Raw genomic sequence first — 26,509 nt, 5'->3', positions numbered from 1 at the left:
AGGGGCGGCTCTGGCGGATACAGCTATGCGAACTGGTATCATGATCGCGCCAGTGCCGGCAAAGCTCAAGTCAGATCGACGACATACCGCACGAAACCGTCCGCCGGGGCGAACCGGTCGTACAGCCGCCGGGCCACCGCGTTGTCCTGCCTGGTATGCCAGTAGACCCGCCGCCACCCCTTGGCCCGCCCCTGGTCGGCGAGGTCCTGGATCAGTGCGCGGCCGGCCCCGGTCCCGCGCGCGTCATGCGACACGAACAGGTCTTCGAGATAGCAGGAGGACGCCGTCGACCACGTGCTGGGATGCACCACGCAGTTGGCGAAGCCGACGACGGCGCCGTCCCGGACCGCCAGCCGGCAGAAGATCGCCGATTCCGGGTCCAGGATGCGGGCCCAGGTGCCGGCGGTCGCCTCCTCCGGCACGTCCGCCCCGTAGAAGCGGTTGTACCCCGCCCACAACTCCCGCCAGACGCCCTCGTCCTCCGGCTTCGGATCCCTGATCTCGACCATGCCGCCCTCCTGTCAATGCAGAGGGACAGGCTATCACTTCCGGTCGAGGATCTTCCAGACGCCGCTGGCCGACGCCACGACCCGGTCGCCGTCCAGGATCGTCCCGCGCAGGAACACCAGGGTCCGCGTCCTGCGGATGACCTCCGGCGTGATCTCGACGAAATCGCCGATATCCGCCGCCCCGATGAACTGCATGTCGAACTGGATCGTGACGCAGGCTTTGTTGACCGCCGCCTCCCACGCGCAGATCCCCAGCGCGCGGTCGGCGAAGGTCATCAGCATGCCGCCCTGGACGACGTCGATGTAATTGGCGTGCCGGGGTTCCGCCAGGAACCCGAACACCTCGCCCCGCCGCCACATCGGGCCGACCAGGCCCAGGAAGCCGGAATCCGGCAGCTGCTCCCACCCGGCCGCCGCAAGCTCCTCGAAGGTCATGGGATGGTCAGCCAAGGTTTTCGATCACCAGGGCGATGCCCTGGCCCCCGCCGATGCACATGGTCATCAGCCCGTACCGCCCGCCGGTCCGCTTCAGCTCGTACAGCGCCTTGACCGTGATGATGCAGCCGGTGGCGCCCACCGGATGGCCCAGCGCGACCGCGCCGCCGTTGGGGTTGGTCCGGTCCGCCGGCAGCCCCAGCTCCTTCGCGACCGCGCAGGCCTGCGCCGCGAAGGCCTCGTTGCTCTCGATCACGTCCAGGTCGGCGACCGACAGGCCGGCGCGCTCCAGCGCCTTGGGAACCGCCGGGATCGGCCCCAGGCCCATGACCTCCGGCGCCACGCCGGCATGGCCCCACGACAGGATGCGCGCCATCGGCCGGATGCCGCGCCGCTCGGCTTCCGCGGCGGACATCAGCACGACCGCGGCGGCCCCGTCGTTGATGCCCGACGCGTTGGCGGCGGTCACGCTTCCGTCCGGCTTGAACACCGGCCGCAGCTTGGCCACGTCCTCGACCGCCAGCCCGCGCCGGACATGCTCGTCGGTGTCGAACACCTGGACGCCCTTGCGGGTCTTGACCTCGACCGGCACGATCTGGTCCTTGAAGTATCCGGCGTCGATCGCCCGGGCGGCGCGGCGGTGGCTCTCCACCGCGAACTCGTCCTGGGTGCGCCGGTCGATGCCGAAGCGCTCGGCCACGTTCTCCGCCGTGACGCCCATGTGGCCGTTGCCGAACGGATCGTTCAGCGCGGCGGTCATGGCGTCCACCAGGGTGCTGTCGCCCATCTTCACGCCCCAGCGCGCCCCGGTCGTGACATAGGGCGCCCGGCTCATGCTTTCGGCGCCGCCGGCCACCGCGACCGAACATTCGCCCAGCATGATCATCTGGGCCGCCGACACGATCGCCTGGACGCCCGACCCGCACAACCGGTTGAGCGTCAAGGCGGGGACCTCCGGCGGGATGCCGGCGCCGATGGCGGCCGTGCGCGACAGGTACATGTCGCGCGGCTCGCTCTGGATCACCTGGCCCATGACCACGTGCTGCACGTCCGCGGCCGGCACGCCCGCCCGGCCCAGCGCCTCGCCTATCACCAGGGCGCCCAGCTCGGACGGCGGGACGTCCTTCAGCCCGCCGCCGAAGTCGGCGATGGCGGTCCGCACGCCGCTGACGATGACCACGTCCTGGCCCGCTCCTCGAGTGTCGCTCACGGTTTCCTCCTTCGATCTTTGCCTGCAATCTACCCGGCACATCGGTCCCGCGCCACCGTCACCCCGACTATCGTCATAAGGTCGTATTTAACGATTTTTCACGGACTGCGACTAATGATTGTCGAACATGCATAACGAATCTATCTCCGGAAGGTTTAGCGTAAAACATGACGGAAACCGCCTCCGATCTTCCGGAAGAAGTGATTTGCCTGGATCGCGGGTCTCCATGACCTCCCACGAACCGGCAGAGATCGTGCGGCTGAAAAGGCGGCTGTCCCGGCAGAAGCGGCGGATCGCCCTGCTGGAGACGATCGCCACCGAGGCCGACAGCGAACGGCGCCGGGCCGAGGAGCGGCTGATCCACGACGCCTCGCACGATCCCCTGACCGGGCTGCCGAACCGGGCGCGGTTCCTCGACCTGCTGACCCGGGCGATGGTCCGCAAGAGGGAGGACCGCCGGCTCGACTTCGCGGTCCTGTTCATCGACCTCGACCGCTTCAAGGTGGTCAACGACAGCCTGGGCCACCCTGCCGGCAACCGCATGATCGTCGAGGTCGCGGCCCGGCTGACCGGGCTGGCGGAACCCGGCGCCGGATCGCTGGCCCGGATCGGCGGCGACGAGTTCGCCGTCCTGCTGACCGACGTCGCCGATCCCGGCGACGCCGTCCGCTTCGCCGACCGCGTCCAGGAAGCCTTGAAGCACCCCTTCGTGATCGACGGGCAGGAGGTCTATTCCAGCGCCAGCATCGGCATTTGCCTGGGCACGACGGCGTACGCCTATGCCGAGGACGTCCTGCGCGACGCCGACCTGGCGATGTACCGGGCGAAGACGCTGGGCAAGTCGCGGGTCCAGCTGTTCCACCGCGAGATGCGCCGCTCGGCGATGACGCGGCTGATCCTGGAAGCCGATCTCCGGCGGGCCTACGCCAACGGCGAATTCGTCCTGCATTACCAGCCGATCGTGTCGCTCGCAAGCCACGAGGTCGTCGGTTTCGAGGCCCTGGTGCGCTGGCGGCGTCCCGACGGCGTCCTGGTCTATCCCGGCGACTTCATCCCCGTCGTCGAGGATACCGGCCTGATCGTGGCCCTGGGCTTCTGGATCCTGCGCGAGGCCTGCATGACGACCAGGGCCTGGCAGGAGGAATACCCGCGCGAGACGCCGCTCACCGTCAGCGTCAACATCTCGCCCCGGCAATTCGCCGAACCCGACCTGGTGCCCCAGGTCCGCCGCATCGTCGAGGAGACCGGGATCGATCCGCACACCCTCCGGCTGGAGATCACCGAGAGCGTCACCATCGGCGACGCCGACCGGGAGGTGAGCATGCTGTCCCAGTTGAAGGAGCTTGGGATCCGGTTGAGCATCGACGATTTCGGCACCGGCTACTCGTCGCTCAGCTACCTGCACCGGCTGCCGCTGGACGTGCTCAAGATCGACCGCTCCTTCGTGTCGGCCATGGACCAGAGCGCCGAGAGCTTCCAGATCGTCAACACGATCATGAACCTGGCCCGCAGCCTGGGCATGGACGTGGTCGCCGAGGGCGCGGAGGTCGAAGGGCAGATCGCGCAGCTCCGGTCCATGGGCTGCGACTTCGGCCAGGGCTATTACTTCTCCCGCCCGGTCGACCGGGCGGGCGCCGCCCGCTTGCTGGAAGGCGCGCAGCACTGGAAGCCGCCGGCATGACGCCGGCGACTCCATGAAAAACCCCGTGAAGGCCCGCTACTCCCGAAGGTCCTTCACCACCGCCAGCGTCACCCCGAAGCGCCGGACCTCCGCGACCACCTGCCCGAACATGGTGAAGTTGCAGCCCGCCTGGGTCCATGACACCAGGAAGTCGGCCTGCTCCGGCTCCCCCACCAGCCTGAACTGGGGCGGCAGGAAATACATGGCGGAGTTCGGATGGCCGCAGACGAAGACGCGGACCCGGTCGCCGGCGCCGATCCTGCCGCCGCGCTCGTTGGCCACGTATTCGTCCAGCTCCAGGGCGGCCTCGCGCAGGGCGGCCCCCCAATAGTCCAGCTCGTAGCGCCATTCGGCTCCGGCGATTCCGCCGGCGATGCGGTTGTAGTAGATGTATTCGTACGGATGCAGCGCCGCCATGGTCCAGAGCTGCGCCACCCCGGCGGCCGTGAAGGGCAGGGCCAGCAGGCGGGCGCGCAGCCGGGACCGGTTGTCGGCCACCGCCGCCCACAGCCGGTCGAATCCCAGCGCCGCCAGCACCGCCAGGGGCGGCAGCACGAACAGGAAATGGCGGAACCCGTTGTACAGGACGGGATGGCTGACCAGCGCATAGACCACGGGAAAGACGGCGGCCAGCGCCACCAGCCCCGCCTGGAGGCGGCGGGTCGCGTCCGCCACGAGGGGAGGCCGAACCAGGGCGCGGAACCCGTACCAGGCCGCGGCCACTAGCCCCGCCAGCAGCAGCTCGGGCAGTTGCAGCCCCAGCATGGTCGGCAGGTATGTCGCCGGCAGGTCGTCCGCGGAGATCCACCGCCCGCCGTACAGCACCTCGTTGGGCCAGGGGAAGGCGGAAAACTTCAGGAAGGCCCGGACCGGGTTCAGGAAGTCCAGGTGCGCCCAGGGCCAGACCAGGACCATCACCGTCCAGGCGACCGGCAGGGCCGGCGACAGGCGCAGCGCGATGGACAGGGCCTGCCGGGCAGCCGGACCGAAGCCGCGGCGCAGCAGCGCGACCCGTCCCAGGTGGCCCAGCACCGCCGCCCCCAGGAAGAAGACCGCCAGCACGCCGCCGATGCGGGTCCCCAGCGTCAGGCCCAGCACGACGCCGAAACCCAGGACCAAGCCCCAGCGCGGCCGCGGCAGCTCGCGCAGGATAAGCGCCGACAGGTGAAGGCACCAGACCATGCCGCAGGCGAACGGAATGTCCTTGGGGTTGGAGAACATATGGCCGTAATAGGCCGGCAGCAGCGCCAGCAGCAGCAGCGCGAAGAAGCCCGCCCTCTCGCCCCCGATCAGCCTCGCCAGCCGCCAGGTGCCGGCCATCCCGAGCAGCCCGATCATCCCGCCGAGCAGGTGCCGCGTCTCGTACGCGCCCAGGGGAGACACCCGCTCCAGCAGGGCCGCCGCCATGTCGAAGCCGCCGCCGTACAGGTAGAGATTGTCATAGCCGAAGGCCGACAGGTCCCGGAGCCCCGAGGCGTAGTAGTCCAGCAGCAGGAGCCCGTAGGTCCGCTGCACCTCCTCGTCCCAGATGATGCCGTAATTGGGAAAGGTCAGGGCGATCAGGACGCCCAGGGAGAACAGCAGCCCCAGGGCCAGGTCGTCGAACAGGCTTCTCGGCAGGACCCCCGCGACCACCCGATCGAAGGCGGATTGCGGGATCCGTGGATCGATGACGGTCATCGGCGGCGAACCGGTCAGGAATCGCCGCGCGGGTACATGCGCTCGGCGCCGGGCGCGGCTTCCATCCCGCGCGACACCGCCGACGGCGCCGCCCTGCCGCGGATCGAGCGCACGATGTAAAGCGGCCGCCCCTTCACCTCGTCGAAGACCCGGCCGAGATAGTCGCCGATGATGCCCAGGGTCAGCAGCTGGACCCCGCCCAGGAACAGCACGGTGACGATGATGGATTCATAACCGGGCACGTCGATGCCGTACAACGCCGTGCGCATCAGCCGCATCACGATGTAGCAGAAGGCCAGCCCGGAGACGACGGCCCCGACCAATCCCCATACCCTCAGCGGGAACGTGGAAAAGGCGGTCAGCCCGACCATGGAGAAGCGCAGAAGCTTCAGGAAGCCCCATTTGGTCTCGCCGCTGGCGCGCTCGCCCTGGACATAGGGGATCGTCGTCTGACGGAAACCGACCCAGGCGAAGATGCCCTTCATGAACCGGGTACGCTCCGGCATGCGGTTGATCACGTCGACCACGACACGGTCGAGCAGCCTGAAATCCCCGGCCTCGCGCGGCAGCGGCACCTCCGACATGCGGTCGAACAGCCAGTAGAAGACCCGCGCGCCCAGCCGGTTGCCCGCCGACTGGCCGGTCCTCGCCTGGCGGATCGCGATCACGACGTCGAAACCCTCGCGCCACCTGGCGACCAGGTCGGGCAGCAGCTCCGGCGGATGCTGCAGGTCGGCGTCCATCGGGACGACCGCATCGCCGTCGGCCACCGCCAGGCCGGCGGACAGGGCCGCCTCCTTCCCGAAATTGCGGGACAGGTCGACCACCCGCACCCGCGGCTCCCGGTCATGGACGGCGGTCAGCCTCTCCAGGGTGTCGTCGCGGCTGCCGTCGTTGACGCAGACTACCTCCCAGTCCAGGGGCAGGGTGTCCAGCACGGGAAACAGCCGGGCGAACAGCGGCTCTATATTGGCCGACTCGTTGTAGCAGGGGATCACCAGGGACAGCAGCATGCGCCCCTCCCGGTCGCGCTCGGTGGAACGGGGTTCGAACTGCGCGACGATCGGCGACACTGCGTCCAGGGAAGACATGGTTTCAAATGCCTATAACGTTAACGCCGCCCCGGCAAGGCTGGCGCCTGCTCCCAAGATTGTTCCAGTAATGCCGACGCGCTCTATAACACGACCGAACGCACCAAGCTATATGCCTGATTATGATTAACTATCGAAAAAGATAAGATTTAGTTACCCGAATCATGCCATGGTTCTGCCTTTTTCTTCGCTTCCGAGAGTGGCATCCGCTGCTCCGATGACCCTTGCCGGGTTGCCGCCGACGATCTGTCCGGCGGGCACCGGCCGGGTCACCACGGCTCCCGCCGCGACCACGCATCCGTCGCCGACATCGGCCATGATGATCGCCCCCTCTCCGATCCAGGTGTTCCGGCCGATGCTGACGAAAGCGGCGCGGTCGCGGCTGAACGGGATCAGCCGGCCCTCCGCGTCGAACCCGTGCTGCTTCTTGCCGCTCAGGATGCTGACCCGCGTCGCCACCAGCGACCCGTCGCCGATCTCGGCATCGGCGATCACCGACATCGGCCCGATATAAACTCCCCGTCCCACACGGGCGTGGCGGCTGGAGAACCAGGTCAGGAATCCGATCTCGCAGTCCGGCGCGCAGCCGTCGAGGGTCAGCCTCGCGAAGGCCCTGCGCAGGAAGTTGCCCGGCAATCCCGGCACGACCGAGAATCCCTGCCCGAACAGCGTGAACAGGTCGCCCCGCTCGCCGAACCGCGCCTCCAGCCGGCACAGGCCCGCCGGCAGCGCCGCGACCGCGAGGCACAAGCCGTCGACCAGCGCCTTGGCCATCGTCCTGAAACCGAGATCATCCGCCATGCCGCCCTTGGAGCATGCCTTCGGGCCGCCGGGCAATGGGTTATAACGGATAGGCGCGGAGCCACCAGGAAGGCTTCTGCCGGTGCCGCACGGTGGTTCCGATAGGTCCGGCGGCGTAGGTCGGCCTTCGCCCGTCAGGGCGAACGCCGACACCCTGCGTCAAGGCTCCGGCCACGCTGTCGGCGTCGGCCTTCGGCCGAGGCCGACCTACGGCGGACCGATCAAGATCGCCGTGTATGATCACCAAAGTTCTGGACGTGATGATTGAGCCGGGATGTCGGGTCTCTCATCCCACCGAAAAAACCAGTGGCCGAACCGCGTCCGTTGTCGGATTCTCCTGTCCGCGGTCATCGCCCGGTCCCAGGGCGCATGGGTGTGGCGAGCTTCGAGGCGGGAGAGGTCAAGTGACGCATTACGATCTGGCGGTCATCGGTGGCGGGATCGTCGGGCTGGCGCATGCTCTGGCCGCCGCGAAGCGCCGCCTCAAGGTCTGCGTGATCGACCGTGACCGGCGCTCCAACGGCGCCTCGATCCGCAATTTCGGTTTCGTGACGGTCACCGGGCAGCGTGCCGGCGTCACCTGGAACCGGGCGCGCCGCAGCCGCGACATCTGGGCCGAGGTGGCGCCCCTGGCAGGCATTCCCGTCCTGCACCGGGGGACCGCGGTCGTCGCCCACCGGCCCGAGGCCATGGCGGTCCTCGAACAGTTCGCCGGCGGAACCATGGGGGAGGGGTGCCGCCTGCTCGATCCCGCGGAGGCGGCGCGGACCCTGCCGATGGTCCGTCCGGGCATCCGGGGCGCCTTGTGGAGCCCCCACGAGTTGCGGGTCGAGCCGCGCGAAGCCCTGCCGAAACTGGGCGCCTTCCTGGCCTCCGCCCATGGCGTCGATTTCCTCTGGGGCGTCCAGGCGCGCGGCGTCGAGACCGGCGCGGCCGGTGTCGCCGTCGTGGACACCACCGCCGGACGCATCACGGCATCCCGCGTCGCCGTCTGCCCCGGCGGGGACCTGCTGTCCCTCTTCCCCGAAACCCTGGCGAGGCGCGGCCTCACCCAGAGCAAGCTCCACATGCTGCGCCTCGCGCCGCAGCCGGCCGGGTGGCGCCTGCCGGGATCGGTGATGCAGGATCTCAGCCTGGTGCGCTACGAAGGCTTTACCGACCTGCCCGGCGTGCCGGCGCTCAAGGCGCGCCTGGAAGCCGAGGCGGGGGACGCGCTTGAGAACGGTATCCACCTGATCGTCGTCCAGGGCGCCGACGGCTCGCTGGTGGTCGGCGACAGCCATCACTACGACCCGACGCCCGATCCTTTCGCCCCCGCCGGGATTGACGGCATCATCCTGCGGCACGCGGCGGAAACGCTCGACATTCCCGACATGACCGTGACCGAACGCTGGCTCGGCTGCTACCCGTCGTCTCCTACGGAAACCGCCTTCATCGACGCTCCCGATCCGGCGGTGCGCCTCTCCGTCGTTTCCAGCGGAACCGGCATGAGCACCGCTTTCGCCATCGGCGAGGAGGCGGTGGCCGAACTGTTCGGGGATGCGCAGGCCTCCTGACGCCGCGTCCGGCACCCCGGCACACGCGCGCCCTTACCCGGTCGGGCCGTCCGTCCTGCCGACCTCGCCCCGCTCCTGCATCGCCTCCATCCGCTGCTCGAACCGGCTCACCATCTTCAGCAGCAAGGCGATCTCCTGCTCGCGCAGCAGGTCGATCTTCTGGTGCAGCAGTTCGATCTCCAACTCGGCCTTGGTATTGACCTCGTAATCGTGCTGAGCGTTCATCCGGTCGATGGTGCCCTGGCGGTTCTGGCTCATCAGGATCACCGGCGCCGTGAAGGCAGCCTGAAACGACAGCACCAGGTTCAGCAGGATGAAGGGATACGGGTCCCAGGCGCTCCACCAGGCGAACAGGTTGGCGACGATCCAGAGGGACAGGGCCGCCGACTGTACGATGATGAAACGCCAGGAACCGACGACGCTGGCGACCCGGTCCGCCAGCCTGCCCCCCAACTCCGGCCCGGGTTCCCCGGCCGGAGGGTTGCGCGCCGGCTTGCGGTGCCGCAGCCGGGACAGCAGCCGGTGCTCCTCGTCCGTCAGGTGCGCCCTGACGCCGTTCGCCTTGGAAGTGCCGACCTTGTCATCCTGGACCGCCATGCCGTTCCTCTCCGGATCACGCCGCCCGACCGTTCCTTACGCAGAAGGACGAAGGAGTCCGGGCAGCCTCAAAGACTCTATAGTCGACTGGGAGCCGAAACATCGCGTGAGCTTTTGGATGCTCAAAGGGCAGGCCGTGAAGCGGCTTGGCAAGAAGGCCCGGAAGGGTTTCCACGGTTTTCCCGTCGCGACGGTCGCCTGCTATGGCCCCGACGACCGGAGGGCATCGAAAGCCACCGTCGCGATCGTCCTGGCCGAGGGGCACGAGCCTCATTTGATGCACCGATGGCTATCGGACGACCGGGTTGTCAGGACCGACCCGAATATCGTCACTGAAATCCCGGAGTTCATTCAGCAATCCGGAGGTCTCACCGTCATCGTGACCTACAGGATCATCGGCTGCCCGCATGGGGAAACCATCGACTAGAGCTGTGTCCGATCAGGTTGAACCGCTCCGGTCCACGCAGCCTGCCGTTCCACTCGCCGCGTTGCGTTGGGCCATGGGCCCAACTTCGGTTCGATGCAGGGCGGAGGTGATACGGGCTGTCGATCGTAGCAACTGTTTTTGTGAGCCGCATCGTTGGGTGTGGATATACAACTTCAAGCAGCATGCATGGTCACGGGAAGACGCCGCCGTCAGCGGTTTGCCGCGGCGGTTGTCGGACGTGCTCTTGGCCGCCCCCACCTCGGTCCAGCGGGCGGCGGGCGGAGCGGCCATCAAGGACGCTGCGCGCCGCTCCGCGGTGGCCTTCGGCCCTCCTTGACCGCCGCTCCGCCCGCCGCCCGCTGGACCCTCAGGTCGGGACGGAGGGATGGTGCCGCCGGTCGAACAAAGGGATGGGGCTCAGGATGCCGTGGCGGAGGCGGCTTCGGCCGGCGGCCCGTCGGCGGCGTACTCCGCCACCCAGGGCCGGCCCGTCCGGAGCAGGGCGTTGAGGATCACCAGCGCCTTGCGCATGCAGGCGACCAGCGCCACCTTGCCCGGCTTGCCGCGTCCCTTCAGGCTGTCATAGAAGGCCTTGAGCGTGGCGTTGTGGCGCAGGCCGACCCGGCCGACGTGGAACAACGCCCGGCGCACCTTGGCCCGGCCGCCGAAGATCGTGCGCACCCCGCGCAGGGTGCCGCTGTCGCGGGCGAACGGCGCCAGGCCGGCCAGGCTGGCCGCCTGCCGGCCGGTCAGGCTGCCCAACTCGGGCATGTGGACCACCAGCATGGCCGCGCTCAGCGGCCCGACCCCGGGGAAGCTGCGCAGCAGGGCGGCCCGCTGCCGCAACCCCGGGTCGTCGTTCAGCTTCGCCTCGATCATCCAGGCCAGGGTGTCGGCCTCGGTGCGCAGCGCTTCCAGCGCCGTCTCGGCGCGCCGGCGCATGAAGTCGCCGCGCAGGTGCTTGAGCTGATGGCCGCGCGCGACGATCTCGGCCAGGATCTGGTCGCGGTAGTCGAGCATCTCGATCAACTCGGCGCGCAACGGCTCCGGGACCGGCGTCGGGCGGGGACGGGTGGCCTCGCCGAAGGCCTGGAGCATCCGGGCGTCGACCCGGTCGGTCTTCGCCAGCTGGCCGGTCGAGCGGGCGAAGTCACGCGCCCACTTGGGATTGACGACGGCGACCGGCACATCGGCCCGGGCCAGGGCGTGGTGCAGTTCGCGCTCGCAGCCGCCCGACGCTTCCATCATGACCAGCACCTCGTCGCCGCCCGCGCGCAGCGCGCCCAGCACCGTCGCGAGGGCGGTGTGGCCCTCGGCCGTGTTGGGAAGGCGCCACGCGCCGCGGCCCGGCACGCCGCAGGTGTCAAGATAGGCTTTGGAGGCATCGATCCCGATGCAGTAGGATTGGCAAGACATGGTGAACTCGTCCTTGTCTGCGGCGTCCGGCCAAAAGCACGGCGCCTGGCAACTGTGCGAGAAACGCCGAGGGCTCGGGGCAGGCACTCTGCTACGTGCGGTGCCTAACCTTGGTTGGGCTCAGTGTCCTGACCCCGTGAACCGGGTGCTCCTGACGGGGCACCCGGTTCCCCCCGACAAAACCTCTATACAACGTCACCAAAAGACAAGGTTGGGCCCATGGCCCAACGCATCGGTTCGGCTGCTCCGGGCGGATCGACCTGATCGGGCACAGCTCTAATGAGGGGCAGACCTGTCCTCGGTGCCCATTCTGGATCGGCCAAGACCGCTGGACCGGAAAGATGATCGAGTGAAGGAATGTGCCGGCAGGGTGCGCCGGAAGAACGCCTGGGAAAACTATCCTTAATACTTCCGTGCGATCATGGTCGCGCCGTGCCGCGGCGGGATCTTCGAAAAGTGAATACGTATTCGTCGCGCCGGGGGATGACGAATGATGACCTTTCCCCGGTGGGGCAGGACGGACCGCGCGCGCTCGAGCCCGCGCAAGGGAGCAGCTTCCAACGGCCGCTGGGGAACGGCCATGCCGGACAGTCATGCTGCCCGGCGACACCCACCCCGGCCCCTGCGCACGATTGATGACATTCGCGTCCATAACCCGGGGGGGCGGGATGGCCGCACCATCCTACCCCCCGGCGTCCGAGCTTACGCCTCTCCCGCGCCCATCACCTTGTCGATCGTGATCGGCAGGTGCCGGATGCGGCGGCCGGTGGCGTGGTACACGGCGTTGGCGATCGCCGCCGCCGTGCCGACGATGCCGATCTCGCCCAGGCCCTTCACGCCGATCGGGCTCGCCTTGTCGTCGTGCTCGTCCACGAAGATCACGTCGATGTCCCGGACGTCGGCATGGGCCGGGATATGGTACTCGGCGATGTTGTGGTTCATGAAGCGGCCCAGCTCCTTGTCCATCAGGCTCTCCTCATGGAGCGCCATGCCGATGCCGAACACGACGCCGCCCAGGATCTGGCTGCGGGCGGTCTTCGTGTTCAGGATCTTGCCGGCGGCCACCGCGTTGACGATGCGCGTCAGGCGGATCACGCCGAGCTCCTCGTCGATCCGAACCTCGGCGAAGATCGCGGAGTGGGTGTAGCCCGAGTATTTCTTCTTGGTCTCCGGATCGGGCTGGGTCGTCTCCTCGGCCGAGATCTCGGCCTGTCCGCTGGCCGCCAGGGCGTCGGCCAGGGTCACGAAGCGCTTCGGGTCGCCGTCCACCGAGATCCGCCCGTTCCCGAACACGACGCGGTCGATGCTGAAATTGGCGAGCGGCGAGCCCTCGGCCGTGCGGGCCGCGTTGAACAGCTTCTCGCGCACGGTGTAGCAGGCGGCCTGGACGGCGGTGCCGGCCGACGCCGCGGCCCAGGACCCGCCCTCGACCGGCGACTTCGGAAGCGAGCTGTCGCCGATCTTGACCGTCACGGCCTCGATCGGAACCCCCAGCGCATCGGCGCCGAGCTGGGCCAGGATGGTATAGGTGCCGGTCCCGATATCGGCGGTGGCGGTCGCGACCTCCAGCGTGCCGTCGGCCTTCAGGATGGCCCGCGCGCTGGTCTGCATCATCATGGCTTCCCAGACCCCGGTCGCCATGCCCCAGCCGATCAGCTCCCGGCCCTCCCGCATCGAGCGGGGCTTCGGGTTCCGCTTCGACCAGCCGAAGCGCTCGGCGGCCTTCGCGTAGCAGGCCCGAAGCTCCTTGCTGCTGAACGGCTTGCCCTCGTTCTCGTCCTTCTCGGCATAGTTCTTCAGACGGAGATCGACGGGATCCACGCCGGTCGCGTAGGCCAGCTCGTCCATCGCCGATTCCAGCGCGAAGACGCCCAGCGTGGCGCCCGGCGCGCGCATGTCGCCGGGCGTGTAGGTGTTCATCTTCGCAAGCTCGTAGGTGAGCTTGGTATTTGGACAGTCGTAGAGCAGGCCCGACCAGTTGACGACCACCTCCTGGTAATCCTCGAAGGTCGAGGTCTCGGCCACCGCGTCGTGCCGGATGCCCTGGAGCTTGCCGTCCTTGCCGGCCGCCACCGCCAGCGTCTGGATGGTGTCCGGCCGGTGGACGAAGGTGAACATCTGGTCGCGGGTCAGCACCACCCGGACCGACCGCTTCAGGTCCAGCGCCGCCATCACCGCCAGGTAGAGCTGGTATTGCGGCCGCAGGCCGGAGCCGAAGGCGCCGCCGACGAAGGGCGAGATGACCCGGACGTCCTCCTTCTTCAGCCCGAACACGCCGGTGACGTAGTTCTGGGAGTTCTGGACGCCCTGGGTCTTGTCGTAGATGGTCAGCTTGCCGCCGTCGCCCCAGACCACCGTGGAGGCGTGGGGCTCCATCGGGTTGTGGTGCTCCACCGCGACCCGGTACTCGTTCTCGAACCGGACCGGCGCCTTGGCGAAGGCGGCATCCACGTCGCCGCGCGGCGGCGGGGCCGGGGCGATGCCGTTCCGCTTCTCCTTGGGCTCGTAGGCGGCGGCGCGCTCGGCCTTCAGGTCCGACTTGTGCGGCCAGCTCTCGTACCCGATCTCCACCAGGGTGGCGGCATAACGGGCCAGTTCGAACGTCTCCGCCACGACCAGCCCGATCGGCTGGCCGCTATAGGCGATCTTGTCGTCGCCCAGCGCCCGCATGGGCGAGCCCGGAGGGGCGGTCTGGTCCTGATACTTCTTGTCCTCGTCGGCGATCTTCGGCCGGTTCAGGTGGGTGAGCACCTTGATGACGCCGGGGACCGCCTCGGCGGCCGAGGTGTCGATGCGGGTGATCCGGCCGTGGGCGATCTCGGACGAGATCACGTAGCCGAAGGTCAGGCCGGGCGTCGGGAACTCGCCGGCATACTTGGCTCCGCCGGTCACCTTCAGCCGGCCGTCGATCCGGCGCTGGGCCGAGCCGACGTAACGCCCGCCCTCGGGGCGGCGGAAGTCCTGGATGTTGCTGGTCATGCCGTCTCGCCTCACTGGATCCGCTTGTCGATCTGGGTCTGCGGCGTTCCCGCCGCGGCCTGGGCCAGAGCCCGCACGATGGCGCGGCGTCCCAGGTCGATCTTGAAGTCGTTGTGGCCGAAGCCCTTGGCGTCGCGCAGGATATGGTCCGCGGCCTGCCTGAAGACGGCTTCCTCCGGCGCCTTGCCGCGCAGCAGGTCTTCCGCCGAGGTGTCTCGCCACGGCTTGTGGGCGACGCCCCCCAGGGCGATCCTGGCTTCCGCGATCCGGCCGCCGTCGAGGCGGAGCGCCGCCGCGACGGACACCAGCGCGAAGGCGTAGGACAGCCGGTCGCGCAGCTTCAGGTACGTGTAGTTGCCGGAGAAGTCCTCGTCCGGCAGTTCGACCGCGACGATCAGCTCGCGCGGGCCCAGGTTGCTGTCGCGCTCCGGCTCGTCGCCCGGCAGCCGGTGGAAATCGGCCATGGGGATCACCCGCTCGCCGTCCGGCCCTGCCACGTGGACCTTCGCCGCCAGCGCCGCCAATCCGACGCACATGTCGGAGGGATGGGTCGCGATGCATTTGTCGCTGGTGCCCAGGATCGCGTTGATCCGGTTGACACCGTTGATCGCCGAGCAGCCGCTGCCCGGCTCGCGCTTATTGCAGGGCGTGCCGGTATCGTAGAAATACAGGCAGCGGGTTCGCTGGAGCAGGTTGCCGCCGGTCGACGCCATGTTGCGCAGCTGAGGCGAGGCGCCGGCCAGGATCGAAGCCGTCAGCAGCGGATAGCGCCTGGAGACCTGCGGGTCGTAGGCCAGGTCGGCGTTGGGCACCAGGGCGCCGATCTTCAGCCCGCCGCCGGAGGAATTCTCGATCCGGTCCAGCGGCAGCCGGGTGATGTCGACCAGCCGGGTCGGCCGCTCGACATTGTACTTCATCAGGTCGACCAGGTTGGTGCCGCCGGCGATGAAGCGGGCGTGGGGATCGGACCCCACTTCGCGCACGGCCTCGGCCACGTCGCTCGGGCGGGCATAGGAGAAGCGGTTCATTCCGCGGCCTCCTTCATCCGGCCGCCGCCCTGTCCGACGACCTGCTCGATCGCGGTCACGATGTTCGTGTAACAGCCGCAGCGGCACAGGTTGCCGCTCATCAGCTCGCGGATCTCGTCGGCCGTATGGGCCCTGCCTTCCTTGATCAGGCCGACGGCCGAACAGATCTGTCCGGGCGTACAGTAACCGCACTGGAAGGCGTCATGCTCGATGAAGGCGTCCTGGACCGGGTGCAGGTTCGCGCCGCAGGATATGCCCTCGATCGTGGTGACGCTGGCGCCGTCCTGCATCACCGCCAGGGTCAGGCAGGAATTGACGCGGCGGTCGTCGATCAGCACGGTGCAGGCGCCGCACTGGCCATGGTCGCATCCCTTCTTGGTGCCGGTCAGGTCGAGACCGTCGCGCAGCAGGTCGAGGAGGCTGGTCCAGGGTTCGACCTTCAGGTGCCGAATTTCGCCGTTGATGGTCAGGGTGATCGGAATGGCTTGTGCGGAGCCGCTTGCCGGCCCGATACTCGGCATGGAGTTCAAGGCGAACCTCCTCTGGAAGCGTCGATGGAATGGAAATCGTCCGAACGGCGTGACCGATAGGCGGAGATCATTCGGCCGTTCGGACATTAACCTTTTGTCCCGGCCCCGGGTTCCCGGCACGCCTGCTTCCCGTCGGATTCGGTGGAAACGCGGCAACCGGAGCGGCATATGGGTGTTGTCCGGAACGGCATCGGGCCACCTGGACGAACCCCTGGGACGAAACTTTCCGCGGAGCCGGCAGACCCCCAATGCGGACGAATGTGCTTCACGCCGCGACACGCAAGGAGCGGTCGCTGGACCAGATGCTGGCGAGCCAAGCCCTGTCGAGGGTGACGGGCGCCATGGCGGTGCCGGGCAACGGTCTCCGCCTGCTCAGGAACGGGGCCGAGAACTACCCCGCCTGGCTGGAGGCCATCGGCTCGGCCCGGGACTGGATCCAGTTCGAGAACTACATCATCTACGACGACGCGACCGGCCGCACCTTCGTGGACCTGCTGGCGGAACGCGCCCGCGCGGGCGTCCGGATATATTTCCTGTACGATTGGCTCGGCTGCTTCCGCAAGTTGTCGCGACCCATGCTCCGGACCCTGATCCAGGCCGGCGTGCAGGTCCGGATCTTCAACCCGCCGCGCCTGGACAGCCCGCTCGGCTGGCTCAGCCGCAACCATCGCAAGACGCTGACCGTGGACGGCCGGATCGGCTTCGTCTCCGGCCTGTGTGTCGGCGATGCCTGGGCCGGCGATCCGACCGGCAGGCGGAAGCCGTGGCGCGATACCGGCGTCGCGATCGAGGGCCCCGTTCTGGGCGACCTGGAAGCCGCGTTCCGCCACAGCTGGAATGCCGCGGGCCCGGCGCTGGAGCGGCTGGAGGTCCGGGAGCCGCGGGGTATGCCCCTGTCGGCCGGCGACGTCTCGATCCGGCTGATCGAGGGCCAGCCATCGGAGATGGGCGTCTACCGCCTGGACCTGCTGATAGCCGCCGGGGTGCAGGACCGGCTGTGGCTGACCGACGCCTATTTCGTCGGTACCACCGCCTATATCCAGGCCCTGGGCGAGGCGGCGCGCGACGGCGTCGACGTCAGGCTTCTGGTGCCCGGCATCAGCGACATCCCGATCACCCAGGCGCTGTCGCGGGCGAGCTACCGGCCCCTGCTGGAGGCAGGCGTCCGGATCTTCGAGTGGAACGGCCCGATGCTCCACGCCAAGACCGCGGTGGCCGACGGCCACTGGGCACGGGTCGGCTCGACCAACCTCAACATCGCCAGCTGGATCGGCAACTGGGAGCTGGACCTCGCGATCGAGGACAGCCGCTTCGCCGAGGCCATGGAGACCATGTACCTGGAGGACCTGGCGCAATCGACCGAGGTGGTGCTCGACGTCAAGCATCGGCCCAAGGCCATCGCCCCGCGCAGCCCCCGGGGACACCGCCAGAAGAAGCCCAGCACCGCCCGCGTCGCGGCGGGCAGCCTCGGCATCGGCAACACGGTGGGGGCGGCCCTGACCAACCGCCGGGCGGTCGGCCGGGCGGAAGCCGGCGTCCTGGCCGGCGCCGGGGCGATCCTGATGGTGGTGGCGGTCCTGGCGGCCTTCTTCCCCCGCCTGGTCGCCGTCCCGATCATGCTCGCGGCCCTGCTGGTCGGCGGCGGCCTGCTGATGCGAGCCTGGAAGCTCAGGCATCCCGCCAGGGTGCGCCTGTCCGACCCGGCCTAGCGGCGGTACCTGATCATGTTGAACTCGCAGCCGGCGGTTCCACTCGGCGCACTGCGTTGCGTCATGGGCGCAACCTACGGCGCGACGCAGTGCGGAGATGATGCGGGCCAACGATCGTAGGTTGCGCCCATGGCGCAACGCATCGGATCAGCTCCAGCGGCGGGGAAGCGTTACGCGACCTTGTCGAGCACGGCCTTCAGCCCCAGGAAGGCCGGAAGCTCGTGGGTCACGACATATGTGGGTATCGGCCCGAGATAGTCGCACAGCCGGCCCTTCCCGACGAAGCGCTTGCGGAACCGGGAGTGGGCGAAGAAGCCGCCCAGGCGCGGGACGATGCCTCCCGCGATATAGACGCCGCCGCGCGAGCCCAGGGTCAGCGCCAGGTTGCCGGCGACGGTGCCGAGCATGGCGCAGAACATCTCCAGCGCCTCGACGCAGGTCGGGTCGCTTCCGTCCAGCCCGCGGCCCGTGACGTCGGCGGGGGTCAGGCTCTCGGGCTCGCGATGGTCGAGCAGGGACAGGGCCTCGTACAGGTTGACGAGCCCTTGGCCGGAGATCACCCGCTCGGCCGAGACATGGTTGAACTGCTTGCGGAGCTGGTCGAGCACGGCGCTCTCCCGATCCGAGATCGGTGCCATGGTCACGTGCCCGCCTTCGCCCGCGAGCGCCGTCCAGCCTCCGGGACCCTGGACCAGACCGGAGACGCCTAGGCCGGTGCCGGGGCCGATCACGCCGATCACGTCGCCCGGGACCGGGGTGCCGTCGCCGACCTGGACCCTGTCGGCCTCCGTCAGCAGCGGGATCGACATGGCGACGGCGGTGAAGTCGTTGACCACCTCCAGCCGGCCGAGCCCGAGCGCCTTGCAGGTGTCCCGCACCGAGAAGGTCCAGGGATGGTTGGTCATGGTCAGCACGTCGCCGGTCACCGGCCCGGCGATCGCGATGGCCCCTTCCGCCGGGTGGGCGTCGGGCTGGGCGGCGGCCAGATAGGCCTGGCCCGCGGCCTCCAGCGTGGGATAGCCGGTGCAGGGCAGGGTGCGGGTGTGGAGCAGGCGGCCGGCCTCGTCGAGCAGCCCGAAGCGGGCGTTGGTCGCGCCGATGTCGGCGACGAGATGGCGTGTTCCGGTCATGAGTCTCCCTCCCTCTGCTTCCCCGGCCTTATGGCCTCCGCATCGGCCCGTGGTCAGCTATCGTACGGCGCCCGCGTCAGCGCCGTGACGAATTTCTCGCGCCAGACGGCGATATCGTTGCGCCGGAGCACGGCCATCATGTCCGCATGGCGCTGCTTGCGTTCCTCCAGCGGCATGGTGAGGGCGCGCTGGAGCGCGTCGGCGACCGATTCGATATCGTAGGGATTGACGATCAGCGCCGCGTCCAGTTCCTCGGCGGCGCCGGCGAAGCGCGACAGGACCAGCACGCCGGGGTCCTCCGGGTCCTGGCAGGCGACATATTCCTTGGCGACCAGGTTCATGCCGTCGCGCAGCGGCGTCACCAGCCCGACCTTGCTGACCCGGAAGAATCCGGCCAGGGAGCGGCGGGTGAAGCTCTTGTTCAGGTAGCGGATCGGCACCCAGTCGAACTCGGCGAAGCGACCGTTGATGTGGCCGCTCAGCGTCTCCAGCTCCTTGCGGATGGCGATGTATTCCGGCACGTCGGACCGGGACGGCGGGGCGATCTGCAGGAACGAGACGTGGCCCCGGTTCGCCGGATAGTTCTCCAGCAGGCAGTGGAAGGATTCGAAGCGCTGCGGCAGGCCCTTGGAATAGTCCAGCCGGTCGACGCCGATGATCAGGTCGCGCCCGACCAGGCTGTCCCGCAGGCGCTCGGTCTGGCGGGTGTTGGCCGCCTGCGCCGCCAGGGCCACCAGCGGCTCGGTATCGATGCTGATCGGGAAGGATCGGGCCACCAGGGTGCGGCCGAACGCCTTGATGTAGTAGCCCTCGCCCGGCCCCCGGTCGGTCACCGTGCCGCGCGCCTCGAACCGGATATAGTTGATGAAGCAGCGCAGGTCGCACAGCGTGTGGAAGCCGACCACGTCGTAGGCGCACAGCGCCCTCACCAGGTCCTCGTGGTTGGGCAGCGCCACCAGGATCTCGGGCGCCGGGAACGGCGTATGCAGGAAAAAGCCCATGCGGTGCTTCATCCCGATCATGCGGAGCTGCTCGGCGAACGGGATCAGGTGGTAGTCGTGGACCCAGACCATGTCGTCCGGCTCCAGCAGGGGCGCCAGCTTGGAGGCGAACAGGCTGTTGACCCGCTGGTAGCCCGCATAGTTGCGCCGGCTGAAGTTGGTCAGCCCGAGCCGGAAGTGGAACAGCGGCCACAGCGTCGAGTTGGCGTAGCCGTTGTAGTATTCCTCGTAGTCCCGCTTCGCCAGGTCCAGGGTCGCATAGGTCAGGCGACCGACCGGCGTCAGGCTGGGGGCGGACGGCGGCGCCGCGACGACGTCGCCGCTCCAGCCGAACCAGATGCCGCCCGTCTTCTTGAGGGCGGCCAGCACGGCGACGGCGAGCCCGCCGGCCGACTGCTTGCCCTCGTCGATCGGGGCGACCCGGTTCGACACCACGACCAGTCTGCTCAAAACGCTTCCTCCCAGGGTTTGCTCAGCCGCATGGCCGAATTGATCAGGCCGACCATCGAGTAGGTCTGGGGATAGTTGCCCCATAGCTCGCCGGTGGCCGGGTCGATGTCCTCCGACAGCAGTCCCACATGGTTGCGGTGGGACAGCATCTGTTCGAACAAGGTCCGCGCCTCGTCCTTCCGGCCGATCGCCGCGAGGGCGTCGATGTACCAGAAGGTGCAGATGGTGAAGGCGGTCTCAGGATAGCCGAAATCATCCGCTGCGACGTACCTGTAGAGCATGCTACCCCGCTTGAGCGTGTTTTCGATCGCCGCCAGGGTGCCGAGGAAGCGGGGATCGCGCGCCTCGATGAAGCGCAGTTCGTGCATCAGCAACAGGCTGGCGTCGATCTTGCCGATCCCTTCGCGGTCGGCATGGTCGAAGCCGTCGCCGCCCCGGTAGGCGTCCACGAAACTGTTCAGCTTCGGGTTCCAGGCCCGCTCCAGGACGGTCTCCCGGATCCCGTCGGCATGCTCCCGCCAGTAGACCGCGCGTTCGTCGAGCCGCAGCTGGCAGGCGATCCGGGCCAGCCGGTCGCAGGCGGCCCAGCACATCACCGAGGAGAAGGTATGGACGTGCTCGGTGGTGCGCAGCTCCCACAGGCCGGCGTCCGGCTTGTCGTAGAGCATGACCGCCTGCTCGCCCAGCAGCTCCAACCGCCGGAACAGGTCGATGCCGCCCGGCCGGGCCAGACGCCGGTCGAAGAAGGCCTGCGCCGAGGCCAGGATCACGGCGCCGTAGCTGTCGTTCTGAAGCTGGGCGTAGGCCTCGTTGCCGACCCGGACCGGCCCCATGCCCCGGTAGCCGGCGAGGCCGGGGGCCGTGCGCTCGACCAGCCGCATCTCCTGCGCGATGCCGTAGACCGGCTGAAGCGCGCCCTTGGAGGCGCCGGCCACGATGTTGGTGATGTAGTGGAGGTAGTTCTCCATGGTTATGGTCACGCCCAGGCTGTTGAGCGCCTGGATCACGAAATAAGCGTCCCGGACCCAGCAATACCGGTAGTCCCAATTGCGTATCGTGCCCGGCGCCTCCGGGATCGAGGTGGTAACCGCCGCGATGACCGCGCCGGTCTCCTCGAAGGTGCATATCTTCAAGGTGATGGCGGCGCGGATCACCGCGTCCTGCCACTCGAAGGGAAGCGCCAGCGAGCGGACGTACTGCCGCCAGTAGTCGCGCGTCATGTCGAGCAGCCGCCGCCCGCTCTCGTCGATCGGCGCGCGCAGGGGCTCGTCCGGGCCGAGGATCAGCGTGACCGGTTCGTCCAGCACGAACGGCGTCTCGTCCAGGATATAGGCGATCGGTGCCGCGGTGGTCAGGCGAAGCACCTTGTCCGCCGAGACGTAGCGGATATGGTTGCTGCCGCGGGTGATCTCCGGCGCCACCTCGCCATAGTCGAACCGCGGACGGACCCGGATCACGATCCGCGGTGTTCCCCGCAGCGCCCGGACCAGACGGACGATCGTGGCCGGCCGGTACGACCTGTCATGGTGCTTGTGGCGCGGCGCGAAGTCGGTGATCTCGATCGCGGATCCGTTGCCGTCGTGGAGGACGGTTTCCACCACGGCCGTGTTGGGCAGGTAGCGCTGTTCCGAGCCCACGCAGCCCAGCAACTCGATCTCGTAGAAACCCCACTCGGGGCACGCGCGCTCCCCGGCGGGACCGCCGCCGGGATTACCGTTGAGCAGGCTGGAGAAGACCGGGTCGCCGTCCGGACGCGGCAGGCAGGACCAGACGATGCGGGCCTTCGTGTCGAGCAGGGCGGTGAAGCTGCAATTGCCGATCAGGGCCAGGTTGAGGTCGTCCATCGCTCGGCCGGGGCGCTCAGCGGACACGGTCGGCAATGTCGGCCAGCCAGCGGTGAAGGTCGGGCACCGACGGAATGCGGACCCGCGCCTCGGTCGGCAGGCGGGTGCCGATCTGGATCGATAGGCCGCCATGGGCGTTGACCACACGGAAACCGTCCTCGTCGGTCACATCGTCGCCGACGAACACGGGGATGCGCCCGGCGAACGGCGCCTCGGTCAGCAGCTGTTCGACCACCGTCCCCTTGGTCGAGCCCTTCGGCTTCACCTCCAGGACCATCTTGCCCTCCTGCACGTGGAAGCCGTCGCCGAAGCGTTCCATCAGGGCGGCCGTCGCCGCCCGGGCGTCGGCTTCCGCCTCGGGCGCGTTGCGGAAATGGAGAGCCACGGTCATGCCCTTGGGCTCCAGCCGCGTGCCCGGGTGGGATGCCACGAATTCCGCAAGGCTTTCCGATATCCCGGCCAGCGCCGTGCGGTCGATCGTCGCGGTCACGCGCCGGCCTTCCGCGTCGCGCCTTTCCAACCCGTGCTGGCCGGCCGCGGCGAGCGGCAGGCGTCCGAGCAGGCGGTCGATGTCGTCGAGGCCGCGCCCGCTGACCAGGGCCACCGCGCCGCCGAGCGCCTCGTGCAAGCGGGTCAGGAGATCCGGCAGGCCGGGCGCCACCAGGACGCCGTCGGGCTGGGCGGCGATCTCCACCAGGGTGCCGTCGAAGTCCAGGAAGAGCGCCCAATCGGGCGATGGAGCCGGCACTTCGGTCATGGGGTGCGTCGTCTTGTCGTCCATGCTTGCTGCCTGCCTCGTTGAATGGGAGGGGGCGCCCGGAGCCATCGCTCCGCGCGTCCACCCCTGGGTTAACGCATGAAACGGTGCCGTGGGTCGACGCGGTGCCGAAGAAAACGGCCAGCGGCACCGCGGTGCCCTGCCGGACGCCGTCAGAATCCGAAATTTTCCCGCAGTGCGACCTTGTGATACAGTGAAGTGGTCATACCTTTTGTGCACTTTGCAAATGTGCTCCGGGCGATGCCGCCGGACGCCGTCATGGCATGCCGCCTTCCTGCGGTTGCACCCTGGAATCCCGCCGGAATCGATGCCGCACTGCAACAATAAACGTTTGCTAGGGAAATTGTTTTAGTTCAAACTAGCTCGCTAAGCGGTTGCTGTGATGGATTTTTCTTTTTTCTCTTGATTCCGAAGTTGGGCAGGATCATATTGTGCAGTGCGGGATCGATGGTGTCTGCGATGCGGTCGATCCTGTAACGCACTTCTTGGGCGTTTCCTCCCTAGACTCGGGCCGTGGGCAACCACGGCCCCTTTTTTTTGTTCAGTCGATGGGAGCGGTGAACGGGAGACGGGGTCATGCTTTTTCGGAAGGACGGCGACGGCGTGATCGCGATCGGGCAGCCGAGCCATTCCTGGCTGGCCGGTCAGCTCTTAAGGGCCTGGGGCAACGGGAGCTTCGCGCGGCCGTCACCGTACGAGGAGGTCTGCCTAGGCGCCGAACTGCACGATATCGGCTGGCTGTCCTGGGAGACCGCACCGACCTTGAACCGCGAGACCGGCAGACCCCATGATTTTCGGGAACTGGGACCCGCGATCCATACGCCCCTGTGGACCGAGGGGGTCGAGCGCGCCATGGTCTTCGGGCGCTACCCGGCCCTGCTGGTCTCGCTGCACGCGGACACGATCTATTCCTCCTACATCGACTTCGACAAGGCCTCGCCGGAGGATGCGAGGCTGGTCCGGGACTTCCTGGAGCGGCAGCATGCCTTCCAGCGCACTGCTTTGGAAGCGCTGGGCGCCGACCCGAACCGCGCTGCCGACGACATCGCGCCCGAGACGGTGGAGCGGAACCGCCGGCTGGTCGCGGCGACCGACAGGATGTCCCTGGAGATATGCTGGGGGATCGGGGGCGGCGGAGCCGTCATCCCGGACGTGCCGACGGCCGGACCGGACCGGACGACACTGGTCATCCGGACGCGGAACGGCGATCCGGCCGACCTGACGGTCGATCCCTGGCCGTTCGCGGCCGACCGGGTCGAGGCGGTGTGCGAGGGCAGGCGCCTTGCCGAAAGCCATTCCGACGAGGCGCGGCTGCGCACCGCCCTGCAGGACGCGGAACCCGTCGGGCTCCACGTCGTTCTTCGGACGCGCTGAGGTATTCCGTGCAGGAGCATCGTGACAAGAACCGCCAGGAGGGAAGCCACCATGACGAGGGGCGTGCAGGCCGGCTGATTTCCACCGACAGCCTGAAGAGCCTGTACCTGGCCGAACGGTCCCGGCGATCGAATGTCCAGTCGCTCCTGAGCGTGCCGGTCTCGATCATTTCCTTCTCGATCTTCGGCTTCGTCTCGTTCGCGCAGTATCTGGACGTGTCCCGGTGGCGCGAGCCGGTGACCATGGTGATGATCGGCCTTTGCCTGGCGTCGCTCGGCTCGATGTTCGCGGCCATGGCGCGGCTGGTCAGGCTTGACCGGCGCCTCGTCCTGGACGATTTCGACCGGATCGAGGCCGTCAGGGAAGCGAAGTCCGAGATCGACTATTTCCACCGCGCCTATGATGAGGCTCTCGCCAGCAACGTGGATGCCGAGCGGGACCGGAGCAAGGCGTTCGTCCTGCTGATCCTGGCCCTGGTGCTGTTCCTGCTGGCAGTCTTCCTCATGCCGCTGCACCTGGTCGGAACGGGTGTGAACGGCCGGTGAGATCCCCGGGCGGGGCGGCCCGCCCGGGGGCGGCGCCTATTGGGAGGCCGTCTGGGTGATGACGCCGCAGGCGACCCGGTCGCCCGAACTGCCCGCCGGATCTGTCGTGTAGTCGTCCGCCGTCGAATGGACGAGGACCGATGTGCCGCCAGGCTTGACCAGGCTGTTCGAGCCGTCGCGCAGTGTCACCGCGTCGGTCACGATGTCGGCCTGGGCGGCGCCGTCTGACGCGACCCAGATGTTGGGCAGGTCGCCGGCATGAATGCCGCGCGGAGACAGGAAGCCGTGCCCGTGGTTCGTCGGGTTGAAATGGCCCCCGGCGGACTGGAAATCCGGCGGTTCGCAGGTCCCGTTCTGGTGGATGTGGAAACCGTGCATGCCCGGGGCGAGGCCGCTGCCGGCATTGATCCGCGCCTGGATCAGCACTCCGTTGGGGGTTTCCACGAACGCGACGGTGCCGATCTCCTTGTCCTGGGCGGTCTTGAGCGTCGCGGTGCCGAGGGCAGGGGTGGTCGGATTCGGAGGCGTTGCCTGTTGCTGGGCCGCAGCCGGAAGGCCAGTGCCGTTGCAGCCAGCGCGGCGGCGAGAAAGGCGGATTTGCGGAAGCTGCTGATCATCTCTACCTCGTTTCGTGGTCCGAAGGTGTCAAAAGGCCAACCTCCGGGCGCGCCGGATGTTCCAAAATCCGTCCATCGGATCGGGACGGGAAAGGGAGGCCCGATGATGGGCAGGCCGCAAGAGCCGGGCGGCGCATGATGCTTTCGGCCATCGGCAGTAAGATCAGGTCATAAGCGGAAAATGAACGGGCGGTCGACGTACCGCCTGGACATCACTTTCGCTCAGGTCCGCCATTCTTCACCTCCCCAACGGGCTCACCGGAACAGGAGCACGGGAATCCGGCAGTCGCGGATCATCTCGGTGGTCGTGCTGCCGATGATCAGGTTGCGGATGCGGGAGTGGCCGTAGGCGCCCATGACCAGAAGGTCGATACCGTCGGACGCCACTATGCCGGTGATGACCGCTTCCGGCTCGCCCTGGACGATCCGGCACGTGGCCTTGAGCCCGGCGGAGGACAATTCCCCCTCTGCCCAGGCGAGCGCCTTGACCACATCGGCGTCGGCGGGCCGGTCGGAGGCGAGGACCAAGTGGATGTCCAGATCCTTGAAACCAGGAGAGTTCGCCAGGAAGCTGACGGCGCGCCGGGCGCTTTTGCCGCCATCATAGGCGATCAGGACGCGTTCGATGGGCTTGAAGGCGCGGGCGGCCACCAGGCAGGGGCGATCGACCGCGCGGACGACCCGCTCCAGGTTCGATCCCAGGTGGCCTGATGCGAAATCGACACCCTCGCCGCGCTTGCCCATGACGATCAGGTCGGCCTTGGCCGACAGGTCCTGGACCACGTCGACCACGGCGCCGTTACGCAGGCTTGCCGTCGTTTTCGCGACGCCGGCCTCTTTCAGGATCGTGCGGCCTTCGTCGAGGAGATGGCGGCCGACCTGCTGGGCGGTCCGGGAACGGGCATGGTCCTGGTCGACCATCTCGCTCATCAGGTGGTCCAGGGTCTCTATGCCGATGTTGCCGCTGAGGTCCTGGCGCTTGGCCGGCGCGCGTTCCCGGATATCGACCACGTGCAGGAGATCGACGGAAGCGTCCAGGCGGTTGGCGAACCAGGCGGCGTGCTCGCAGACGCTGCGGGCATAGACCGACCCGTCCAGGCATAGCAGGATGCTCTTCATGG

At 68.2% G+C, this 26,509-nt stretch carries 23 protein-coding genes; 6 read left to right on the top strand and 17 right to left on the bottom strand.

Annotation, left to right across the window (positions count from 1 at the left end):
• Nucleotides 1–65: 65 nt before the first annotated feature.
• The 3 genes from DPR14_RS20815 to bktB are packed head-to-tail and all read right to left on the bottom strand — an operon-like array spanning nt 66 to nt 2,154.
• A complete protein-coding gene (locus DPR14_RS20815; protein WP_158046842.1) occupies nt 66–509 on the bottom strand; it encodes a GNAT family N-acetyltransferase in 444 nt (147 codons plus the stop codon).
• 33 nt (nt 510–542) lie between these two features.
• Nucleotides 543–959, bottom strand: coding sequence for a PaaI family thioesterase (locus tag DPR14_RS20810; RefSeq protein WP_211103841.1), 417 nt, complete (start codon nt 957–959; stop codon nt 543–545).
• Nucleotides 952–2,154 carry a beta-ketothiolase BktB gene (bktB, locus tag DPR14_RS20805; protein ID WP_246148405.1) on the bottom strand — a complete coding sequence of 401 codons (1,203 nt, stop codon included), beginning with the start codon at nt 2,152–2,154 and terminating at the stop codon, nt 952–954. The genes DPR14_RS20810 and bktB overlap by 8 nt, the downstream gene beginning before the upstream one ends.
• A 226-nt stretch (nt 2,155–2,380) precedes the next feature.
• Between bktB and DPR14_RS20800 the strand changes: the two genes are divergently transcribed.
• On the top strand, nt 2,381–3,835 hold the full coding sequence (locus tag DPR14_RS20800; protein ID WP_192499065.1) for a putative bifunctional diguanylate cyclase/phosphodiesterase: 1,455 nt from the start codon (nt 2,381–2,383) through the stop codon (nt 3,833–3,835).
• A 36-nt stretch (nt 3,836–3,871) separates the two neighbouring features.
• Here DPR14_RS20800 and DPR14_RS20795 read toward each other — a convergent pair whose 3' ends face one another.
• The 3 genes from DPR14_RS20795 to DPR14_RS28385 all read right to left on the bottom strand — a co-directional run bounded on the left by DPR14_RS20795 (nt 3,872) and on the right by DPR14_RS28385 (nt 7,407).
• The gene (locus DPR14_RS20795; protein WP_158046839.1) at nt 3,872–5,515 is read right to left on the bottom strand and encodes a glycosyltransferase family 39 protein; all 1,644 of its coding nucleotides are present in this window, start codon (nt 5,513–5,515) and stop codon (nt 3,872–3,874) included.
• Nucleotides 5,516–5,529: 14 nt separating this feature from the next.
• Nucleotides 5,530–6,606 (bottom strand): glycosyltransferase family 2 protein, encoded by a 1,077-nt coding sequence (locus tag DPR14_RS20790; RefSeq protein WP_158046838.1) that lies wholly within the window; start codon nt 6,604–6,606, stop codon nt 5,530–5,532.
• Nucleotides 6,607–6,768: 162 nt separating this feature from the next.
• Nucleotides 6,769–7,407, bottom strand: coding sequence for an acyltransferase (locus tag DPR14_RS28385; RefSeq protein ID WP_158046837.1), 639 nt, complete (start codon nt 7,405–7,407; stop codon nt 6,769–6,771).
• Nucleotides 7,408–7,811: 404 nt separating this feature from the next.
• Here DPR14_RS28385 and DPR14_RS20780 point away from each other — a divergent pair, with 404 nt between their 5' ends.
• A complete protein-coding gene (locus tag DPR14_RS20780; protein WP_246148401.1) occupies nt 7,812–8,963 on the top strand; it encodes a TIGR03364 family FAD-dependent oxidoreductase in 1,152 nt (383 codons plus the stop codon).
• A gap of 33 nt (nt 8,964–8,996) precedes the next feature.
• On the opposite strand, the gene DPR14_RS20775 is transcribed toward DPR14_RS20780, so the two are convergent.
• Nucleotides 8,997–9,560, bottom strand: a complete 564-nt coding sequence (locus tag DPR14_RS20775; protein ID WP_158046836.1) for a DUF1003 domain-containing protein — start codon at nt 9,558–9,560, stop codon at nt 8,997–8,999.
• On the opposite strand from DPR14_RS20775, the gene DPR14_RS20770 reads away from it, so the two are divergent.
• A complete protein-coding gene (locus DPR14_RS20770) occupies nt 9,541–9,987 on the top strand; it encodes a hypothetical protein (protein WP_158046835.1) in 447 nt (148 codons plus the stop codon). The two genes, DPR14_RS20775 and DPR14_RS20770, sit on opposite strands and share 20 nt — an antisense overlap.
• 417 nt (nt 9,988–10,404) lie before the next feature.
• Here DPR14_RS20770 and DPR14_RS20765 read toward each other — a convergent pair whose 3' ends face one another.
• The 4 genes from DPR14_RS20765 to DPR14_RS20750 all read right to left on the bottom strand — a co-directional run bounded on the left by DPR14_RS20765 (nt 10,405) and on the right by DPR14_RS20750 (nt 15,931).
• Nucleotides 10,405–11,403 carry an IS110 family RNA-guided transposase gene (locus DPR14_RS20765; protein WP_158043700.1) on the bottom strand — a complete coding sequence of 333 codons (999 nt, stop codon included), beginning with the start codon at nt 11,401–11,403 and terminating at the stop codon, nt 10,405–10,407.
• 702 nt (nt 11,404–12,105) lie between these two features.
• Nucleotides 12,106–14,382: a xanthine dehydrogenase family protein molybdopterin-binding subunit gene (locus tag DPR14_RS20760; protein ID WP_158046834.1), complete on the bottom strand. Its 2,277-nt coding sequence runs from the start codon at nt 14,380–14,382 to the stop codon at nt 12,106–12,108.
• Between the two features lie 11 nt (nt 14,383–14,393).
• Nucleotides 14,394–15,410 carry an FAD binding domain-containing protein gene (locus DPR14_RS20755; RefSeq protein WP_158046833.1) on the bottom strand — a complete coding sequence of 339 codons (1,017 nt, stop codon included), beginning with the start codon at nt 15,408–15,410 and terminating at the stop codon, nt 14,394–14,396.
• Entirely contained in the window at nt 15,407–15,931 is a 525-nt protein-coding gene (locus DPR14_RS20750; RefSeq protein WP_158048273.1) for a (2Fe-2S)-binding protein, read from the bottom strand. Before DPR14_RS20750 ends, DPR14_RS20755 begins: the two co-directional genes overlap by 4 nt.
• A 257-nt stretch (nt 15,932–16,188) precedes the next feature.
• Here DPR14_RS20750 and DPR14_RS20745 point away from each other — a divergent pair, with 257 nt between their 5' ends.
• Nucleotides 16,189–17,649, top strand: coding sequence for a phospholipase D-like domain-containing protein (locus DPR14_RS20745; RefSeq protein WP_158046832.1), 1,461 nt, complete (start codon nt 16,189–16,191; stop codon nt 17,647–17,649).
• Nucleotides 17,650–17,819: 170 nt separating this feature from the next.
• On the opposite strand, the gene DPR14_RS20740 is transcribed toward DPR14_RS20745, so the two are convergent.
• From DPR14_RS20740 to otsB, 4 genes are read right to left on the bottom strand one after another with little or no spacing between them, the layout of a single operon-like run.
• Entirely contained in the window at nt 17,820–18,779 is a 960-nt protein-coding gene (locus DPR14_RS20740) for a glucokinase (protein ID WP_158046831.1), read from the bottom strand.
• A gap of 53 nt (nt 18,780–18,832) precedes the next feature.
• A complete protein-coding gene (otsA, locus tag DPR14_RS20735) occupies nt 18,833–20,230 on the bottom strand; it encodes an alpha,alpha-trehalose-phosphate synthase (UDP-forming) (RefSeq protein WP_158046830.1) in 1,398 nt (465 codons plus the stop codon).
• Nucleotides 20,227–22,101, bottom strand: a complete 1,875-nt coding sequence (locus DPR14_RS20730; RefSeq protein ID WP_246148399.1) for a glycoside hydrolase family 15 protein — start codon at nt 22,099–22,101, stop codon at nt 20,227–20,229. Before DPR14_RS20730 ends, otsA begins: the two co-directional genes overlap by 4 nt.
• Nucleotides 22,091–22,855 carry a trehalose-phosphatase gene (gene otsB, locus DPR14_RS20725; RefSeq protein ID WP_211103840.1) on the bottom strand — a complete coding sequence of 255 codons (765 nt, stop codon included), beginning with the start codon at nt 22,853–22,855 and terminating at the stop codon, nt 22,091–22,093. The genes DPR14_RS20730 and otsB overlap by 11 nt, the downstream gene beginning before the upstream one ends.
• A gap of 573 nt (nt 22,856–23,428) precedes the next feature.
• On the opposite strand from otsB, the gene DPR14_RS20720 reads away from it, so the two are divergent.
• On the top strand, nt 23,429–24,226 hold the full coding sequence (locus DPR14_RS20720) for a DUF3891 family protein (RefSeq protein WP_158046829.1): 798 nt from the start codon (nt 23,429–23,431) through the stop codon (nt 24,224–24,226).
• 8 nt (nt 24,227–24,234) lie between these two features.
• Nucleotides 24,235–24,771 carry a hypothetical protein gene (locus tag DPR14_RS20715; protein ID WP_158046828.1) on the top strand — a complete coding sequence of 179 codons (537 nt, stop codon included), beginning with the start codon at nt 24,235–24,237 and terminating at the stop codon, nt 24,769–24,771.
• A 36-nt stretch (nt 24,772–24,807) separates the two neighbouring features.
• Here DPR14_RS20715 and DPR14_RS20710 read toward each other — a convergent pair whose 3' ends face one another.
• Complete coding sequence (locus tag DPR14_RS20710; protein ID WP_211103839.1) at nt 24,808–25,215, bottom strand: superoxide dismutase family protein; 408 nt, start codon at nt 25,213–25,215, stop codon at nt 24,808–24,810.
• 428 nt (nt 25,216–25,643) lie between these two features.
• Nucleotides 25,644–26,507 (bottom strand): universal stress protein, encoded by an 864-nt coding sequence (locus tag DPR14_RS20705; RefSeq protein ID WP_158046826.1) that lies wholly within the window; start codon nt 26,505–26,507, stop codon nt 25,644–25,646.
• Between the last annotated feature and the right edge of the window lie 2 nt (nt 26,508–26,509).

The sequence above is a fragment of the Skermanella pratensis genome, from assembly GCF_008843145.1.
Taxonomy (GTDB): Bacteria; Pseudomonadota; Alphaproteobacteria; order Azospirillales; family Azospirillaceae; genus Skermanella; species Skermanella pratensis.
The sequence above is the reverse complement of the archived record's forward strand: the minus strand, read 5'-3'. Positions and strand labels throughout refer to the sequence as shown.

What these genes read in the sequence shown, in the direction of transcription:
- otsB (WP_211103840.1), bottom strand. Translation starts at nt 22,855, where the DNA reads ATGGACGACAAGACGACGCACCCCATGACCGAAGTGCCGGCTCCATCG.
- DPR14_RS20705 (WP_158046826.1), bottom strand. Translation starts at nt 26,507, where the DNA reads ATGAAGAGCATCCTGCTATGCCTGGACGGGTCGGTCTATGCCCGCAGC.
- DPR14_RS20755 (WP_158046833.1), bottom strand. Translation starts at nt 15,410, where the DNA reads ATGAACCGCTTCTCCTATGCCCGCCCGAGCGACGTGGCCGAGGCCGTG.
- DPR14_RS28385 (WP_158046837.1), bottom strand. Translation starts at nt 7,407, where the DNA reads ATGGCGGATGATCTCGGTTTCAGGACGATGGCCAAGGCGCTGGTCGAC.
- DPR14_RS20765 (WP_158043700.1), bottom strand. Translation starts at nt 11,403, where the DNA reads ATGTCTTGCCAATCCTACTGCATCGGGATCGATGCCTCCAAAGCCTAT.
- DPR14_RS20760 (WP_158046834.1), bottom strand. Translation starts at nt 14,382, where the DNA reads ATGACCAGCAACATCCAGGACTTCCGCCGCCCCGAGGGCGGGCGTTAC.
- DPR14_RS20740 (WP_158046831.1), bottom strand. Translation starts at nt 18,779, where the DNA reads ATGACCGGAACACGCCATCTCGTCGCCGACATCGGCGCGACCAACGCC.
- DPR14_RS20720 (WP_158046829.1), top strand. Translation starts at nt 23,429, where the DNA reads ATGCTTTTTCGGAAGGACGGCGACGGCGTGATCGCGATCGGGCAGCCG.
- DPR14_RS20815 (WP_158046842.1), bottom strand. Translation starts at nt 509, where the DNA reads ATGGTCGAGATCAGGGATCCGAAGCCGGAGGACGAGGGCGTCTGGCGG.
- DPR14_RS20750 (WP_158048273.1), bottom strand. Translation starts at nt 15,931, where the DNA reads ATGCCGAGTATCGGGCCGGCAAGCGGCTCCGCACAAGCCATTCCGATC.
- DPR14_RS20790 (WP_158046838.1), bottom strand. Translation starts at nt 6,606, where the DNA reads ATGTCTTCCCTGGACGCAGTGTCGCCGATCGTCGCGCAGTTCGAACCC.
- DPR14_RS20795 (WP_158046839.1), bottom strand. Translation starts at nt 5,515, where the DNA reads ATGACCGTCATCGATCCACGGATCCCGCAATCCGCCTTCGATCGGGTG.
- DPR14_RS20745 (WP_158046832.1), top strand. Translation starts at nt 16,189, where the DNA reads ATGCGGACGAATGTGCTTCACGCCGCGACACGCAAGGAGCGGTCGCTG.
- DPR14_RS20775 (WP_158046836.1), bottom strand. Translation starts at nt 9,560, where the DNA reads ATGGCGGTCCAGGATGACAAGGTCGGCACTTCCAAGGCGAACGGCGTC.
- DPR14_RS20800 (WP_192499065.1), top strand. Translation starts at nt 2,381, where the DNA reads ATGACCTCCCACGAACCGGCAGAGATCGTGCGGCTGAAAAGGCGGCTG.